This is a genomic window from Paenibacillus sp. CECT 9249 (assembly GCF_918697855.1).
Taxonomy (GTDB): domain Bacteria; phylum Bacillota; class Bacilli; order Paenibacillales; family Paenibacillaceae; genus MSJ-34.
Window position 1 is genome coordinate 16,178 of the sequence record NZ_CAKKLI010000019.1, and the last position, 16,027, is coordinate 32,204.

The window sequence follows — 16,027 nt, forward strand, 5'->3', positions numbered from 1 at the left end:
GCGAACAATACCGTTATTAGCGGCGCGAACGAAATCGTATTGCCGCAAAACGGTACCGTTGTTCGCGGGCGACGCAGTTTCGAAGTACGAAATTACCTTGCATTAATGTGTTAGCGAAACGGGTCTGTCTCCAAGTCATCCATGATGGCTGGGACAGCCCTTCGTTATAGAGGTTTCTTCCTTCGCGCGTTAGTGCTTCTTTCGCCCCTTTTGCCGAAATCCCCCTCGTTCAGAAAGCTCCGTAATATGAGCTCCGTTCAGTCGTCCAGATCTGACTTCCTCCTTCTATCCCATTCTCATCCCCTTTGTCGAAATCCCCTTCGTTCAGAAAGTTGGAAAAACCAGCTTTTTTCAGCGGCCAAGCCATTCATTCGCTTTCTAAAGGGAATTTTTAATTGCTCGAGAAAGTATTTAATTTTTCTTCCAAAAATTAAATAAATAATATTGAAATAGGAACATTTGTTTGGTAAAATAAAGGGGAACGTAGGTTCTAATTATTGTGCCAGGAGGGATTGTCATGACCGAGTTGTTATCATTTGAGGCGTTTTCTGCCTATTATGAGAAGGAAGAGACATGCGCGAAAGCATGGTACGAGATGAGATGGCCGGACGGGTTCCGATGCCCCCGGTGTCAGCATCATGCCGCTTACGTCATTACGACCCGCAAACTCCCTCTATATGAGTGCCAATCCTGCAGGGCGCAAACTTCGCTCATTGCCGGTACGGTCATGGAAGGCAGCCGCACCTCGCTGCGCAAATGGTTTCAGGCGATCTATCTCCATGCAAGGCCAGAGGGCGTCAACGCGATACAATTATCCCGAATCATCGAGGTAACTTACAAAACCGCTTGGCTCATCTGCCACAAGCTGCGGTATGCCATGTCCCAGACGGAATCGACGGAGCTGTTGTCCGGACTGGTTCGCATTTCGGAAGCGATCTATGCCTTGAGGATCACGCCCGGCTCGAATTGGCATAAACAAGCACAACCTCTGCTCATCGGCGCTTCGGAGGACGAGAACGGGGTGATCGTGAAAATAAAAATCGAAAAACAACGCAAAGAACCGATCAAAACTTGCTTTAAGCCTTTTCCGGTCGATCATTTTATCGATCGTTATGTGGATCCGAAGGCGGCTGCCGGTGCGATTGTGACGCGCCGCATCGGACGCGACAGGAACCTAACGTTAATACGGCTTGGATGGGAAGTGGAAACGTGGCTTGCTTGCCGGTTCGGGGGCATTGGAAGCAAGCATCTGCAAGCTTATTTGAATCATTATTGTTACATGTTTAACCATAGTCAACCATCCCCGCTGAAATCGCTATTCGACAGCTGCGTTACTTCACGAACGATTACTTATCCTGAGCTTGTCGGCCGTACTTCCGATTCCGGTAAAGTTCCTTATAAAATCGCATCCTAATCGATTGTCCTTATTTCGGTATTTTCATGCGATGCCGCATTATTTCACTTTCGATTTCGTAGCAGATTACATCATTTGCACCTCTATCTCTACTCCAGTTCTGCCTTGCGCTTTACATAATACATAAGCTGCAGCACTATCTGGGTTCGTTTTTTCTTCGCTTCATGCCAAACAAGCGATCAAACCTCAATTTTTCTTCGCTTCATGGCAAACAAGCGATCAAACCTCATTTCTGAACGAAGGGGATATCGACAGAAGGCGAAAAAAATAGATATACCGGGAGCGCCCCAGGCCCACAAACATACTCCAACAAGCGCTGCACCGATTATCGAACATTAGGCGAAATGCCTCGCCCGCCTCCCTATTGAAAAGGACTCGCCGCCCGTGTAATGTATAGGTAGAATAACAAATTTTCACAGTAGGGTAAGGAATGGATACAAACATGGCCCACGATCATGACGAAGTGACGCAAATCTGTTTATTGGCAGGCAAAATCATACTGCAAAACGGCGGAGAAACGCATCGCGTCGAAGATACGATGTTTCGCATCGCGACTTCCTACGGGTATGCGAATTCCCATAACTTCGTCACTCCGACCGGCATCATCTTCGCGATCGACGGCTCGGCGCCGACGACGAGACTGTTTCGCATTTCCGAACGTTCCACCGACTTGCAGAAAGTAACGATGGTCAATCACATCTCCAGGCAAATAAGCAATGGAGAACTATCGACAGCCGAAGCGCACCGGATGCTGCTTAAGATCGAACGCTCCAACTTGGCTTACCCGACCTGGTTTCAAATGATTGCCGCCGCTGTCGCGAGCGGCTGTTTCGCCATTATGTTTCGGGGCGGCTGGCAGGACTTTCTTCCTTCGGTATTGGCAGGCGGATCGGGCTTTGCGTTCATGGTATTTTTGCACCGCTTGGTCCGCATTAAGTTTGTCGCCGAATTGCTGGCTTCCATCGTCATTGGCACGGTATCGGGATTATGCGTGAAGTACGGTCTCGGACAAGATCTGGACAAAATTATTATCGGCTCCGTCATGCCGCTCGTTCCCGGGCTGCTCATTACGAACGCGGTCAGGGATTTGATGGCGGGCCATCTCGTTTCCGGACTGTCCAAAGGGGCCGAAGCTTTTCTAACCGCATTTGCCATTGGATCGGGTATTGCTGTCGTACTATGGTTTTACTAAGCGCAACAACGCGCGCTAAGTGCTCTATTATGCCGGTTGCAACGAACCGCGATATTTTTCAATGTGTTCACAGGGGGATCCCATGCTGATCGAGCTTGTCGTTAGTTTCATCGCTTCCGCCGCATTCGCCATCATCTTTAACGTTCCGAGACAAACGCTCCTGCAATGCGGGTTCGTCGGAATGTTCGGCTGGATCGTTTATATATTGTCTTTGCGTATGGATTTGGAGGCCGTTCCGGCTACATTGCTCGCCTCGTTCGTCGTGGCGGTCGTGAGCCAACTGTTTGCGAAAATATACAAGACGCCGATTATCGTATTTAACGTCGCCGGCATTATCCCGCTCGTACCGGGCGGATTAGCCTACGATTCCATGAGGAATGTCGTCGAGAGCCGGTATGATATCGCCCTGCAGCTTGCTGTCAAGGCGCTGCTGATCTCGGGAGCGATCGCCGTCGGCCTTATTTTCTCGGAAGTCATCTATCAACTGATTCGCAGGGCATCCGGATTTCCCCGGTCTCGCCGCTAATATGGATGGTCGCTTTATCCCGATACTCCGTAGCGGAAATGCCCTCGATTTCGCGAAAGACCCGGTTGAAATGTTTGGCATGCTCGAACCCGACCATTCTGCCGACTTCGCCGATTCGCAAATTCGTCCTCGCCAACAATTCCTTCGCCTTGCTTACGCGTACGCGCTTCAGGTAATGAACGAAGTTGCTTCCGGTATATTCTTTGAACGCCTGGCTGAAATACGTATAATTCAAGGAGACGTAATTCGACACCGTCGCCATGTTCAAATCTTTGTCGTAATGATCCTGAATATATTGAACCGCCTTCTTCATCTCTTTATGTTCCGCATGAGCCGAGACGACATGCCTCACATAATCATTCAATTGAAATAGAAGGTTCTGCACGCTGCGGTAATAATCGTGAAACCCCGCGAAATGGTATATATTTTTCACTTTCCGATAGGCGCCGGCAATTTGGGCCGACTCTTCCCCGTACATGTGCAAGACCCGGTCGAATACATGCTCGTTCAACATTGCGCCAATCTCCTCAACGTAGAAAATATCGTAACGTCCTATTTTTTCCATGTCAAAAATGTCCCGCAGCAACCCGTTCATATCTTCCTCCCGATCGGTGCCCAGCATATTGGCCAGTTTCCGAATTTGCTCCATCGGCAATTGAAAATCGCGGGAGCGGTCTCGAATTCGTTCATATGGAATCAATCCCGGCTCGGGCCGAAGCAAGCCGTATTTCAACGCCTTCTGCGCCTGCAAATAATATTGCCTTAGCAACGTCACATCCTCGCCCTTGCCGCTTAGCCCGATCATGCAGCGGATATGGCCCGGCTTCGCCATACGTTCGGCCAAACCGGTGACGAATTCGGCATCGTCCGCGATGACGACCGGCTGTCCTTCATTATCGCAAAAATGGACGATTCGGCAGCCAAGCTCCGTTTGCACATCGTACATCGCCGGGAGAACCCATTGCATCGTTCCTTCGCCTTCCCCGAACTTGTCGCTCCAAAGCTTGATCAATCCGACATAATATTGGCCGGCAAAATCCCGAAGGCGGACCTGTTCGCAGATGTCCTCCAATTCCCGCTGCGGAAGATCGGGATTGATCACGATATAATTGAGCAGGCTTCCGCGTATTTCCTCCGCCTGTTTCTCCGCCGCCTCCAATTTTTCCAATATCCGCTCGTTCTGCGCCATTTCCCGGTCGATCCGCTCCAACGCCCGCCTTAATTCCTCGCGCACGATCGGTTTCAACAAATAGTCCTTCACTCCGTATTTGATCGCTTCCTTCGCATATTGAAAATCGTCGTACCCGCTCAATATGACGATATGCGGGCCGGCGTCCAGTTCGGCGAGCGACTGGATCAAGGCAATGCCGTCCATCTCGGGCATTCGAATATCGGTAATGACGATTTCGGCATGCATCCGCAAGCAACGCTCCCACGCTTCCGCCCCATCGCTAGCCGTCTTAATCGCATACATGCCGGGGTATTCGCGTTCGATCATCGCCTTCAAGCCGAGCCTAATATTTTTCTCGTCGTCTACGATTAAGAGCCTACGCATGTTTCGTCAACCCTCCGCTCATCATCATGTATGGAATTCTCATATATACATCCGTATAAAGGCCATCCTTGCTGTCGAGCCGAATACCGTATTGCTCTCCGTAATACAACCGAATCCTCCAATTGACATTGCGCAGCCCGATGCCGCTGCCACCCGCGAACGGACCGGCGGCGCCGCCCCCTTGTTGACGTTCGAACGCTTCCTCCGATAACGAGATTGTCCGGTTGATAAACTCCGCCCGCTCGGCCGGCATCCCACAGCCGTTATCCGAAATGCGGATGACCATCTCGCCGTCCCGGGCGACGGCGCTAATAACGATCGTCAATTCCCGCCCGGCTTTCGCCAGCGACTTCATGCCATGCTTGACCGAATTTTCCACGATCGGCTGCAACGACATTTTCAGCACTTCCTGTTCCAAATCGGCCGGATCGATATCGATCCGAAGCGAAATGCAGTCGTCAAAACGGATATTCATGATCGAGATATAATTTTTGATATGATTGATTTCGTCCTGCAGCCTGACGTATTCGCTTGTCCATTTCATATTGTATCTCATCATGCCGCCCAGCGAGGTCAGCGCGTCCGCGATGACGATTTGATTTTCAATTTCCGCAAGCATTTTAATATTTTCCAATGAATTGTACAGGAAATGAGCGTCGATCTGGTTTTTGAGCGTCTTCAATTCCGCTTCTTTCGTGATCGCGTTTTTGCGGACCGCATCGGCGATCAGGCCGTTCAATTTGCTCAGCATTTTCCGAAAATGCAACACTAATTCGCCTATTTCCCCGCCCGCCCGAATGTCGATATCGAAGTTGAAATCGCCTTTGCGCGCTTTTTTCATCGAATCGATCAGAATGCGAAGCTTCTTGAGAATCAACGAATTGAGAAAGTATGTGGATACCGACAGGATGATAATCAGTACGATATTGGCGAGAATCAGCCAATTTTTGATGTTGGACAGGTTCGTAAAAAATTCGTTCAAGGAAACGACATTCAACATATAGGCGTCCAACCGGTCGAGATAAATATAGGTACAGAGAAAGGAAGAGCCTTGATACTTGAATTCGAAATGTCCGTCCTTCGCCTGCTCCCGTTTCGCAAGCTGCGCCAGAAGATAGCGAGGATCCAGCCCCGTACCTTCCAGGAACGGGCTGTCCGGTTTATAATACATACGCAGCGCGCGGTCGGCGACGAACATTTGCGACTGATGTTCCTGAACGGTACTGAACGTTTTCGGAAAAAAATGATTCAAGAGCATATCGATTTGCAAAATGCCCGCATGGCGGCCTTGCGGATATTCGATATTGCGGAAAATGGATATTTTCGCGCCTTTCTCCCTTTCGGTCGTATATCTGCGGATAATATCGGTATCGGTTTGCTCGAATTCCCAATGCTCGAGCCCTCCCGCCGCCAATACCTTTGGGTACCAGTATTTCTGCGCTATTCTTTTTTCATGGAAAAAAATCGGCCAAAGCTCGCTGATATAATCGTTATTCGAATAGATTCGAATATGCTCGATATTCGGATTCGCGTATTGGTTTCTGACGATATTGGACAATGCGTAAGCGTTGAATTCCATGAGCTCGTCCGGATCCGGCTCGCTGTTCCTTTGGATATAATGGAGCACCTCCTTGTCCGAGATCGTCAGTTGGGCGATTCGCTCCATCGTTTCGATATTGTTGTCGGTATTGACTTTTTCAATCTCCAGCATGTATTCGCTCTTCTTCCAAATATCCCGAATATAATTTTGATTAAATTCGTTAAAAAGCAAAGTCGAAATCAGCGTCATCGGGAGCAATATGATGACCACGTAAGAGATGATCAATCGGGTTTGCAAAGAAAGTCCTTCCAGTTGCATCCCCGACCTATGAAGCCATGCATGAATGCGTTTTATCATAATACCCCCTCCATCGCGATCTTGACGGCAACCTCCCCGATCATGCCGAAAAACCCAGCATAACTGGGTTTTTTAACAGGCGCGGCCGGAGTTATTTCAGAAACTCCTGCAGCTTTTTCACGTTTTCCTCATATTTGACTTGCTTGTATGCAACCAGCTTGGCATTGCCCGCTTGCTCCCTCTTCTCCAGAAACTCCGCGAAGATATGATCGAATTCCTCGTCCGATTTCGCCATCAACAATTTGGGCAGCGTCGCGGATTTCAACTGATCGATTTTCGTCTTGGAAATGCCTTCCTCGGAATTGGCGGGAGGGTCCAACTGATCGAATTGCGAGACGCTGATCGTCTTGCCTTTGGTCCAATCCTCCATCTGTTTGAACGGCTCGACGCTAGGCGGAGCCCATTGCAGATTCATATTCGTATCCATCAGCATCCAGAACGTATACGATGCGCCATACTGCTTGTCGAACGCCGAACGGTCCGTGTTCAGCAGTTCCAGCGCTTCCGGCTTGAACTGGTCTTTGCCGTCGATCGTGTCGTAGGTAAATCCCTTCTCGCCGAGATATAGATCCTTCTGTCCCTCTTCGCTCAGCAGATAGCTGAGGAAACGGATCGCTCTCTCCTTGTCTTTCACGTTCTTGGATATGAGCGTCACCGTCCAGCCGGAAATGCCGGGACCGTTCAGTGTCGGCGGATCGAGCTTGGCGTTGGCCGGGCCGTCAACCGCGATATAGACCGAGTTCGGGTCTTGGGCGTACAATACGTTTTGCTGCGCGGTAAAATCGCTGCGCTGATAGAGCATTGCGAAGTATCTTCCCTGCGCGATCTTCTCTTCCATTTGCGGCCGCTTGTCGATGAAAATATCTTTCGCAAGCAAGCCCATCTCGTTCGCCTTGCGGAATGTCTTGAGCCAACGAACCGATTCGGGATCGCTCAATCGATCGTATAATTTGCCGTCCTTCTCCCGCGGGATCGCCAGGAAATTTGCCAAATAGTCTTCCAGGGAATCGTTTCCGGTATCCGTAAATTCATGCATGCCGAACGGGATCAGAGGCTGCCCCCCGACTTCGGGGAATTTCTCCTTGGCCGCCTTGAGCGCGTCCAGAAATCCTTCCGGCGTTCTCATATCCGGTTTGCCGAGCGCCTCATACATGTCCTTCCTGACGACAAACGTTTGGTTGGAGACGTAATTGACGCCGTACTTCTCGAAATCTTTCGGCGACGACGACGCGTTCGGATATACGTATACGTTGCCGTCTTCCTTCGTGTACCAGGAAAGCTTGGCCGGATCGGCAACCTTGAAGAAATACGGGTCGTACTCTTCCGCCAATTGATTGAGCGGCAGCACCATATCCCCTTCGATCATCGATCTGACGCCGTCCTCCCACCAGCCTAACGTAATGAAATCCGGCAGTGTGCCCGATGCGATCATCGTGTTCAGCTTCTCGTTCTCATTGCCCGCGGGAACGATAAAATTAATGTTGACGCCGGTTTTCTTCGTCACATATTGCGATGTCGGATCGGCGCCCCATTTATTCGGAAACCAGGAGAAGTTCAAGTACCAATCGAACGTAATGGGCGACGTATCCTGTTTCCAGCCCGGTTCGTCAGGCGACGGCTGCTGAACCGTCTCGTTCTGGGCCGCGGTTTCCTTCTGTTCGGCGGGCTGCTCCTCCTTCCCTGCGGTCGAATTATTGTTCGTCCCGGATCCGGAGCAGGCCGCCAAAGCAAACAATAGTATCGCTGCAACAAATATGGCAAGAACCGATCTCATTTTTACCCCATGCATCTTCATCTCTTCCCTTCCCCCTTTTAATTGAGTCTGATTTGCTGTGCTACGACTCGTTTCAACCTTTGATCGATCCGATCATGAAACCTTTTACGAAATATTTTTGCAAAAACGGATAAACGACGACGATCGGCAATGTGGTTACGACCATGGTTGCCAGTTTGATGGACTGCGAAGTGACGCCTTTCGAAATGCCCCCCGGCATCGCCGCCATCATTTGATTCGAACTGGCCTGCGCGACGACCCGGAATAAATAGGTTTGAATCGGCTGCAGCTCGGATTTGTTAATATAAATCATTCCTGTAAAATAATCGTTCCATTGATAGACGCCGTGAAACAGCGCAATGGTGGCCACGACCGGGAGCGATACCGGAATGATCACCCGGAAGAAGATCGTAAAATCGTTCGCTCCGTCGATTCTCGCCGCCTCCTCCAGCCCTGCCGGGATTTCCCGGAAAAACGTCATGAAAATGATCAAATCAAAAAAGCTGAACAGCGCGGGAATGATATAGACCAGAAAGTTGTCGAGCATCCCCAAATCCTTGATTAATAAAAAGTAAGGAATTAAACCGCCGCTAAAAAACAACGTCACCGTCCCGAGCAGCATATACCATTTGCGGCCGACGAGTTCTTGCCTGGAGAACGCGTAAGCGACCATGGCGGTGAACAGCACATGCGCGATCGTGCCCGCGACCGTCTTGGCTACGGTCACGCCCATCGCCGTCATAATGCCGGGATTGGCGAATACGGCCTGATAACTCTCCAGGCTGAACACTCTCGGCCACCAATAAATGCCCCCTCTCAGGGCGTCTTTCCCCTCGTTCAGCGAATTGACGAGTACGTACCAGATCGGGTAGAGCGTGGCGAAACATATGATCAGCATCAGAAAAACGTTCAAGTAATCAAACGCGGTACTTTTTCGTTTTTTGAGCAAAAGGGATGACATATTCGTAACCGCCTTTAAAATAAGGATGTATTGTTCAATCGTTTGGAGACGGAATTTGCTATGATTAACAGGATGAAGGCAATAACCGATTTAAGCAGGCCGACCGCCGTAGCGTAGGAATATCTTGCGGAAGCGATCCCTATCTGATAGACATAGATGTCGACGACATTGCTCGCGCTCTGGTTCAACGAATTGCGGAGCACTAGAATTTGATCGAAATTGGAGGTCAACACTCCGCTGACCGCGAGAATAAATAAAATGCTGATCGTCGTTTTGATGCAAGGAAGCGTCACGTACCACATTTTCTGAAATCGTCCCGCCCCGTCGATCGTCGCCGCCTCGTACAATTCGGGAGACACCCCCGCAATCGCCGCCAAATAAATGATGGCCGACCAGCCAAGCTCCTTCCATATATCCGACGTAATGACGATCGTCCAGAAGTAGTTCGGCTCCGCCAAATAACTGATCGGTTCCTGGATGAGATGCAGCGCCAGCAAAATCCGGTTCACGATCCCGACGTCCGCCAGCCATGTGGCGAGAATGCCCCCCAAGACGACCCATGACAGAAAATGAGGCAAGTAGGATATCGTCTGCACCGCTCTCTTGAACCGCAGCGACCTCAATTCGTTCAGGAAAAGCGCGAATACGATCGGCAGCGGAAAGCCGATGATCAGCTTGATCAAACTTATGCCAAGCGTATTCCGAATGACGTTCGTCAAGTTGTCGTCTTCCATGAACGCTTTGAAATGTTCCAGTCCAGCCCAAGGGGCTTCCGCGATCGGCCGGGCAATATTATAATCTTTAAAGGCGATGATCAATCCGTACATCGGAAAATAGTTAAAGACGATCATCCATATGACGCCGAGAAGCGCCATGATCTGCAAATATTTTTGCGCAGCGATTTTCAAGCATAGTTTCTTGAACTTGGCTCCTCTGCCGGCGGATTGGGACGACGGAATGTCGAAGCTTGGACGGATGTTCATGCTAGCCGTACCTCCAAATCAGGAAAAAAAGTCACGAAAGCGCTTTCGTCGTACTCCAATTGTAATTGATTTTTTTATTGCGCAAAAGGATTCATATTTCTGATTTGGTAGCTATTTTTCAGATCGGCATGTCAGTTTTTTCAAGCGAATCTAGGTTTACACTTCGGTTAAATTTTTGTAACATTTCTTTTGAGGGGAGAACCCCCATAAATGAGGTAGCAGTATCGTACTAGGAAGTGATTCGAAAATGGAGAAGTCGGTTGAGGATGTCTTGCTGCAAATTCAAGCTGGCGACAGCATGGCGCGCGAACAGCTCATCCTGCAGTTTCGCCCGTTTGTAATACGAACCGTCAGTCATATATGTAAGAGGCAAATCGGATGGAACGACGACGAATCCAGCATCGGCTTGATTGCTCTCAATGAAGCCATCGACCGTTTCGAGCCGAATCACGGCAAGTCGTTTCAAAATTTCGCCTATATGATCATACATAACCGGTTAACGGACGAATTTCGCAAAAAGGGAAAGCTGTCGCAGAAGGAAAGCTTGGTGCTGGACGCGAATGACGAATATGAAGCGGTGTCCGGCGAAATCGCAGCGTCTTTGACCGCTTACGAGCAGCGGGAAGCGCAGGCCGAATTGGCCCAAGAGCTGCTAAGATACGACGAGACGCTGCAGCAATACGGCATCAAGCTGGAAGAGTTGGAGGATTGCTCCCCCGATCACAGGGATGCGCGCATTCGTCTTATTCAAATTGCCAAGCAGTGCGGGCAGCGGCCGGAATGGCTCGCCCATTTGTATGAGAAGAAGCAATTGCCAGTGAAAGAAATGCTCAAAACGGTTCAAGTCAGCCGGAAAACGATTGAAAGGAACCGCAAGTATTTGATCGCGCTCATACTTATCTATACATGTGACGAATTCGGCAAAATTCGCAGCAACGTATCTTTTGCGGACATAGGGGAGTGAAGAAGGACATGCGCGGCGTCGTAATGAAAATGACAGAAAATCAAATTGTCGTGCTGTGTGATGACGGAAAATTCCGCAACATCGCTCACCGGAATCCGATGCCTGAATTGGGAGAAACGATCGACATTCCCGAACGGTATCTCCAGCAGCCCAAACGGCCGGCGGCGGCCCGCAACTTGCTCGGCAGGCGAATTGCCACGATCGCGGCATCGTTGCTTCTGCTGATCGGCGCGACGTTTCTGCTGCGGGCGCTTGGCGTTTTCACGCCGGATCATGCCGCCGCGGCGATGATTGCGATCGATATCAACCCGAGCGTCGAGCTATGGGTGAATGACGCGGGAACGGTGAAACAAGTATCGCTCGTGAACGACGACGCCGAATGGCTGCTTCGGAAGAAGGAGCTGATCGGATTAAGCGTCTACGAAGCGACGCAAGCGATTATCGCCAAAGCGAGGGAACAAGGTTACCTCGATCCGCTAACCGAGCATAAATACGTTCTCGTCTCGGTCGTCGATTTAGGCAAATCCGCATTTACGGTGGACGAACAGAAGCTGATCGCTTCCGATCAGGATGTGAAAGTCCAAGTGTACAACGTCAGTTTAACGGAGAAGGAGAAGGCGCAGGAAACCGGCTTAACCGTCAACAAATATATCATATACGAGCAAGCGAAGCAGATGGGCGTCGATCTGGACGTCGAGGAGCTTCATAGCCGCTCCTTCGTCACGGCGCTATCCGAAGCGGGGATGAATCCGCAAACGTTCTTTGAGAAACCGGTGGGCACGGCGGCGGCCAAGGAGGAGCATCCGGAAGAGCGAGGAAAGCAAGAAGTGCCGGAAGAGCGGAAGCAGGACGAACATTGGAAGCAGAGCGAGCAAGAACGGCAAAAGAAAGAAGAGGAGAAGGCCAGAGAGCAAGAGGAGAAAGAGAAGAAAAAAGAGCAAGAGAACCGGGAGAAGCAAATAGCCAAGCAGCAGCAAGAAAAGGCAAAGCTCGAGCGGGAACGGCAAAAAGAGCTGGAAAAAGCGAGAAAAGAGGAGCGGAAAGAGCAGGAGAAACAACGCAATCTAGCCGAAAAGGAACGAGAGAAGGAGCAGAAGGCAAAAGAGAAGCAAGAGAAAGAAAAGGAAAAGCAGCAAAAAGAGAAGGAAAAGCGGGACATTGAGGATAAAGATAAAGACAGGGATCGTGGCAAAGAAGATAAAGAGAGTGATAACAACAAGAAGAAAGACAGGATAAACGAAAGCAAAAAGAAAGATAGAGATAAGGATAAAGGAAAAGATTGCGACAAGGACAAATATAAGGACGGAGACAGAGCGGACGGTGACAAAGCAGGCGGCGGCGCCAAACAGGAACGCGAGAAAGGCAATAAGCGTGATCATCATTGGCACGACCGCGACGGCCGCGACCACGGAGACGACCGTGACGACCGTGACGGCGGCAATCGAAACGGCGAAGCACGGGATGAGTAAGGCCGGAAGGATCCGGCGCGGAGATGAAGACCGTGACGGCCGCATCGTCAGCAAATCGTCATGGCAAGGAACGGGCTGACGAAGAAGCGGAAGGATCCGGCGATTTCGCGGCGGCGGAGACGGGTATGAACGGAGCGGAACGCGGCGTTGCACGCTTATACTCGCACGCAGCCGCAACAGCCGGCAGGAATTAACGGTAAAAACTGCCGCTATTCCCTTGGTTATAAGCCCTCAGCCCATTTTAGCTCCATTTTCTACCTCTAATTCAGACCGTTGCCGGGCACTAAGGCCTTTTGGGCATGATTAACGGTAGAAAATCCATCTAAATGAGGCCATCACTCGAAAATAGGCAATGTAACGCCGGTTTTTCCCGTTATCGGCAACGGCGTTGCATTGAGAAATGGCTATCCGGACCGTACGACCGTTAATTTGCGTCAAAACCGTTTATTCGCGGTTTCGGCGGACATTGGTTCCGTTATCCGTTCGTCGCAGGGCTTATTTTTACGCTTTTGCCGCGAATAAAGGATCGTCTGTCCGCAAACTGGCCGAAATCGGGTCGTTTGTCACAATTAGCGTCTCCTGTGTCCCCGAACTTGGGGAGCAGGGCGGTAGAAGTTAATGCAACGCCAGTGCGTGATCGGCCCTCAGGTTTCTCCCATTCCCCAGTTATCTAGAAAGGCTGCGAGCGAAGTGTCGGTTTCATGCCGACAGCCCCTGTTCCAGACGATGACGACCAAACCGGTCGTCATTTTTTGTTGCGCGGCAGCTTTTTCCCCGCTTACCCCCATAAACCGAAACTGCCGGACGTAATAACTAATCGATCAATTCGATTACAATGGAGAGGAAGGATACGATGAAGCAGTTTAGAAAAGCGTCCGTATTCATGCTGGCGTTTTTATTGGTCTTCGGGCTGGCCAGCAACATTTTTGCGGACAAAGGCGGAAAAGGCCAAGGGGAGAAAAAGAAAGACCGGGAGGAAATTAGCATAGACTTCAAAGATATATCCGAAGCCGCATGGGCGCGGGAATATATCGGCAAAATGCAGCTCAAGCACGTATTCCAAGGATTTGAAGACGGCACGTTCCGTCCGAACCAACCGGTTACGCGGGTGGAAGCGATCGTGGCTGCGGTTCGCCTGATGGGTCTGGAAGACGAAGCGAAGGCGAAGCCGGAAGACACGAAGCTGCACTTTAAGGATGCGAACCAAATCGATCATAAATATAAATGGGCCAAAGGGTACATAGCTGTCGCCTTGGAACACGGCCTGTTCGATACGTCGGAAGACAAAATTATGCCGGAAAAACCGGCAAGCCGCGTATGGGTGTCGGCCTTGTTGGTGAAATCGCTCGGATTGCAACAGGATGCGTTGAACCAAATGTCCGTAAAGCCGGATTTCAAAGATGCGAAAGCCATCCCGGCCGGAGCGGTCGGCTATGTCAACGTTGCGGTCGAACGCAATTTGATCAGCGGTTATCCGAACGGAACGTTCCTGCCGAACAAAGGCGTAACCCGAGCGGAGTTGGCCGCGCTGCTTGACCGGACCAACGACGGAATCAACGATACGATCGGCGCGGTACGCGTCAGCGGCAAAATTGCAGATATCCGTTTCGAATCGGCGAACGGTTCCGCGGAAACGACAGGCAGCGTTACAGTGAACAGTTTCGCAGGCGGTACTTTCACCTATTCGATTTCTTCGCAGCTGCCGGTGAAATACGGCGATCGCTACATTCGCGCCGACCAGCTTGTGAAAGACGATTTAGTCACTTTTGTCGTGAAAGACAACAAAGTTCTCGAAGCCGCAATATTGAGCTCGCAAGACGCGGTTTCTGCCGTAGTCGATGTTACGGTTCGAATAAGTTTTACCGACGGGCAGGAATACTCGCTTCAATATAACGACCGATTCGGCCGGGCGAACGCTGAAATTGCAAACCGCGGCCAAGTTACGAAAGACGAAGCGGCGGTCGAGCAGGCCAAGAAGCTGCTTGCGTCCATGAGCATCGACTCCGATATGAGCAAAGAGGAAGTAAAAAGCCGCGTCCTCTCGGCATTGAATATTGCCGAAAGTTCGACGCAATCGATCTATGTCAATGTCTATTTCGCAAATGGAAAGAGAACGATCGTGGATCAAAAAACGGCGGATTCGGTACGAGTAAGCGGCAGAATTAGCGAAATCCGTTTCAACAACGACGAGACGACCGGCCGCATTACAATCATTAGCTTTGCCGGAGGAACGCTGTCTTACGATATTCCTAAGCAATTAACCGTAAAGTTCGGCAACAGCACCATTCGTGCGGATCAATTGTCCGTCAGCCATATGGTCAGCCTCGTTGTCCGGAACAACACCGTCGTTGAAGCTTATCTGCTCGACCAATCCGATATCGCATCGGCGTTCGTCGATTTTCAAGTAAAGATTGATTTTACCAACAAAGAGCAATATTCGCTTCGTTTTCACAACGAACACGGCACGTTAAGCGCTGAAATCGTGAATAAAGGCCAGACGTACAAAGACGGCAATGCGGTCGCTCTAGTGAAAAACTTGTTGACGCAAATGAATCTAACGTCGGAAATGACGAAAGACGAAGTGCAAAAACGCGTCCTCGCCGCATTGAATGTGTCGGACAATTCGATTCAAGCCTTGAAAGTGAACATTCTGTTTGCCAACGGCAAAAGCATTACGGTAGATAAAAAGTTCAACAATGAGCCTGACGTTCCGTCCAATCCGAATATCGACATCCGCAAGTTCGAGTTGGAGGCCGAATACCCGGGCAATGGGAAAATCGAGTTGGAATACGAGAACAAAGACGGGAAAGTAAAAGCCGAAGTCGAAAAACAAGCGCAAAACAAGAAAAAAGAAAAGATAGAAGGTCAAGAGGCAGTCAAATTTGTGGAAAATTTCCTGAAACAAGCGAATTTCACGCCGGATATGACCAAGCAGCAAGTAATCGACAAAGCCGCTGCCCTCTTGGACTTGAATGAAAAGAACCTGAAAAAGCTGGATATCGAAATCAAATTCGCGAACGGCAAAGAAATCGAGATCGAAACGGACAAAAATCAAAAACACGACGAGAAGCACGACAAGAAAGACCACAAGAACAAAAAAGATAAGTAAGATAAGCAAATAAATCGCAATTTGCAAATATGGAAGTCGAAAGAAAATCATGTTGCGTTTCTGTTTTTACCCAAAAAAGTTGATAACGACACATGAGCCGGCCCCCGGCGCATCGGTACAAGATGCGCCGGGGGCTTTTCGTTTGCGGTGAGGGCGATACGAATTAGAAATTTTTGTCGAATA

The 16,027-nt window shown here is 50.0% G+C and carries 13 protein-coding genes; 7 read left to right on the top strand and 6 right to left on the bottom strand.

Annotated elements, in window-relative coordinates:
- Window positions 1-517: 517 nt before the first annotated feature.
- The 3 genes from LQ229_RS14665 to LQ229_RS14675 all read left to right on the top strand — a co-directional run bounded on the left by LQ229_RS14665 (window position 518) and on the right by LQ229_RS14675 (window position 3,132).
- Window positions 518-1,414, top strand: coding sequence for a transposase (locus LQ229_RS14665; RefSeq protein WP_230192138.1), 897 nt, complete (start codon window positions 518-520; stop codon window positions 1,412-1,414).
- Window positions 1,415-1,844: 430 nt separating this feature from the next.
- Window positions 1,845-2,606, top strand: coding sequence for a threonine/serine exporter family protein (locus LQ229_RS14670; protein ID WP_230192139.1), 762 nt, complete (start codon window positions 1,845-1,847; stop codon window positions 2,604-2,606).
- A gap of 82 nt (window positions 2,607-2,688) precedes the next feature.
- A complete protein-coding gene (locus LQ229_RS14675) occupies window positions 2,689-3,132 on the top strand; it encodes a threonine/serine exporter family protein (protein ID WP_216537769.1) in 444 nt (147 codons plus the stop codon).
- On the opposite strand, the gene LQ229_RS14680 is transcribed toward LQ229_RS14675, so the two are convergent.
- The 5 genes from LQ229_RS14680 to LQ229_RS14700 all read right to left on the bottom strand — a co-directional run bounded on the left by LQ229_RS14680 (window position 3,080) and on the right by LQ229_RS14700 (window position 10,302).
- Entirely contained in the window at window positions 3,080-4,687 is a 1,608-nt protein-coding gene (locus LQ229_RS14680) for a response regulator (protein WP_216537770.1), read from the bottom strand. The genes LQ229_RS14675 and LQ229_RS14680 overlap by 53 nt on opposite strands.
- Window positions 4,680-6,584: a sensor histidine kinase gene (locus LQ229_RS14685; protein ID WP_216537771.1), complete on the bottom strand. Its 1,905-nt coding sequence runs from the start codon at window positions 6,582-6,584 to the stop codon at window positions 4,680-4,682. The genes LQ229_RS14680 and LQ229_RS14685 overlap by 8 nt, the downstream gene beginning before the upstream one ends.
- Window positions 6,585-6,675: 91 nt before the next feature.
- Window positions 6,676-8,379 carry an extracellular solute-binding protein gene (locus LQ229_RS14690; RefSeq protein ID WP_216537772.1) on the bottom strand — a complete coding sequence of 568 codons (1,704 nt, stop codon included), beginning with the start codon at window positions 8,377-8,379 and terminating at the stop codon, window positions 6,676-6,678.
- A gap of 52 nt (window positions 8,380-8,431) precedes the next feature.
- Complete coding sequence (locus LQ229_RS14695; RefSeq protein ID WP_230192167.1) at window positions 8,432-9,256, bottom strand: carbohydrate ABC transporter permease; 825 nt, start codon at window positions 9,254-9,256, stop codon at window positions 8,432-8,434.
- Window positions 9,257-9,333: 77 nt separating this feature from the next.
- The gene (locus tag LQ229_RS14700) at window positions 9,334-10,302 is read right to left on the bottom strand and encodes an ABC transporter permease subunit (RefSeq protein ID WP_216537774.1); all 969 of its coding nucleotides are present in this window, start codon (window positions 10,300-10,302) and stop codon (window positions 9,334-9,336) included.
- A gap of 247 nt (window positions 10,303-10,549) precedes the next feature.
- On the opposite strand from LQ229_RS14700, the gene sigI reads away from it, so the two are divergent.
- From sigI to LQ229_RS14715, 3 genes are read left to right on the top strand one after another with little or no spacing between them, the layout of a single operon-like run.
- Window positions 10,550-11,266, top strand: a complete 717-nt coding sequence (gene sigI, locus LQ229_RS14705; RefSeq protein WP_216537775.1) for an RNA polymerase sigma-I factor — start codon at window positions 10,550-10,552, stop codon at window positions 11,264-11,266.
- A gap of 29 nt (window positions 11,267-11,295) precedes the next feature.
- Window positions 11,296-12,735 (top strand): anti-sigma factor domain-containing protein, encoded by a 1,440-nt coding sequence (locus tag LQ229_RS14710; protein WP_230192140.1) that lies wholly within the window; start codon window positions 11,296-11,298, stop codon window positions 12,733-12,735.
- A gap of 23 nt (window positions 12,736-12,758) precedes the next feature.
- Window positions 12,759-12,929, top strand: coding sequence for a hypothetical protein (locus LQ229_RS14715; RefSeq protein ID WP_216537777.1), 171 nt, complete (start codon window positions 12,759-12,761; stop codon window positions 12,927-12,929).
- Between the two features lie 450 nt (window positions 12,930-13,379).
- On the opposite strand, the gene LQ229_RS14720 is transcribed toward LQ229_RS14715, so the two are convergent.
- The gene (locus LQ229_RS14720) at window positions 13,380-13,523 is read right to left on the bottom strand and encodes a hypothetical protein (RefSeq protein WP_216537778.1); all 144 of its coding nucleotides are present in this window, start codon (window positions 13,521-13,523) and stop codon (window positions 13,380-13,382) included.
- 65 nt (window positions 13,524-13,588) lie between these two features.
- Here LQ229_RS14720 and LQ229_RS14725 point away from each other — a divergent pair, with 65 nt between their 5' ends.
- Entirely contained in the window at window positions 13,589-15,844 is a 2,256-nt protein-coding gene (locus LQ229_RS14725; protein ID WP_216537779.1) for a YusW family protein, read from the top strand.
- Window positions 15,845-16,027: the final 183 nt, after the last annotated feature.

Bases quoted from the DNA above. Each gene is read 5' to 3' on its own strand.
- LQ229_RS14665 (WP_230192138.1), top strand. From the start codon at position 518: ATGACCGAGTTGTTATCATTTGAGGCGTTTTCTGCCTATTATGAGAAG.
- LQ229_RS14670 (WP_230192139.1), top strand. From the start codon at position 1,845: ATGGATACAAACATGGCCCACGATCATGACGAAGTGACGCAAATCTGT.
- LQ229_RS14675 (WP_216537769.1), top strand. From the start codon at position 2,689: ATGCTGATCGAGCTTGTCGTTAGTTTCATCGCTTCCGCCGCATTCGCC.
- LQ229_RS14680 (WP_216537770.1), bottom strand. From the start codon at position 4,687: ATGCGTAGGCTCTTAATCGTAGACGACGAGAAAAATATTAGGCTCGGC.
- LQ229_RS14685 (WP_216537771.1), bottom strand. From the start codon at position 6,584: ATGATAAAACGCATTCATGCATGGCTTCATAGGTCGGGGATGCAACTG.
- LQ229_RS14690 (WP_216537772.1), bottom strand. From the start codon at position 8,379: ATGAAGATGCATGGGGTAAAAATGAGATCGGTTCTTGCCATATTTGTT.
- LQ229_RS14695 (WP_230192167.1), bottom strand. From the start codon at position 9,256: ATGCTGATCATATGTTTCGCCACGCTCTACCCGATCTGGTACGTACTC.
- LQ229_RS14700 (WP_216537774.1), bottom strand. From the start codon at position 10,302: ATGAACATCCGTCCAAGCTTCGACATTCCGTCGTCCCAATCCGCCGGC.
- sigI (WP_216537775.1), top strand. From the start codon at position 10,550: ATGGAGAAGTCGGTTGAGGATGTCTTGCTGCAAATTCAAGCTGGCGAC.
- LQ229_RS14710 (WP_230192140.1), top strand. From the start codon at position 11,296: ATGACAGAAAATCAAATTGTCGTGCTGTGTGATGACGGAAAATTCCGC.
- LQ229_RS14715 (WP_216537777.1), top strand. From the start codon at position 12,759: ATGAAGACCGTGACGGCCGCATCGTCAGCAAATCGTCATGGCAAGGAA.
- LQ229_RS14720 (WP_216537778.1), bottom strand. From the start codon at position 13,523: ATGGGGGTAAGCGGGGAAAAAGCTGCCGCGCAACAAAAAATGACGACC.
- LQ229_RS14725 (WP_216537779.1), top strand. From the start codon at position 13,589: ATGAAGCAGTTTAGAAAAGCGTCCGTATTCATGCTGGCGTTTTTATTG.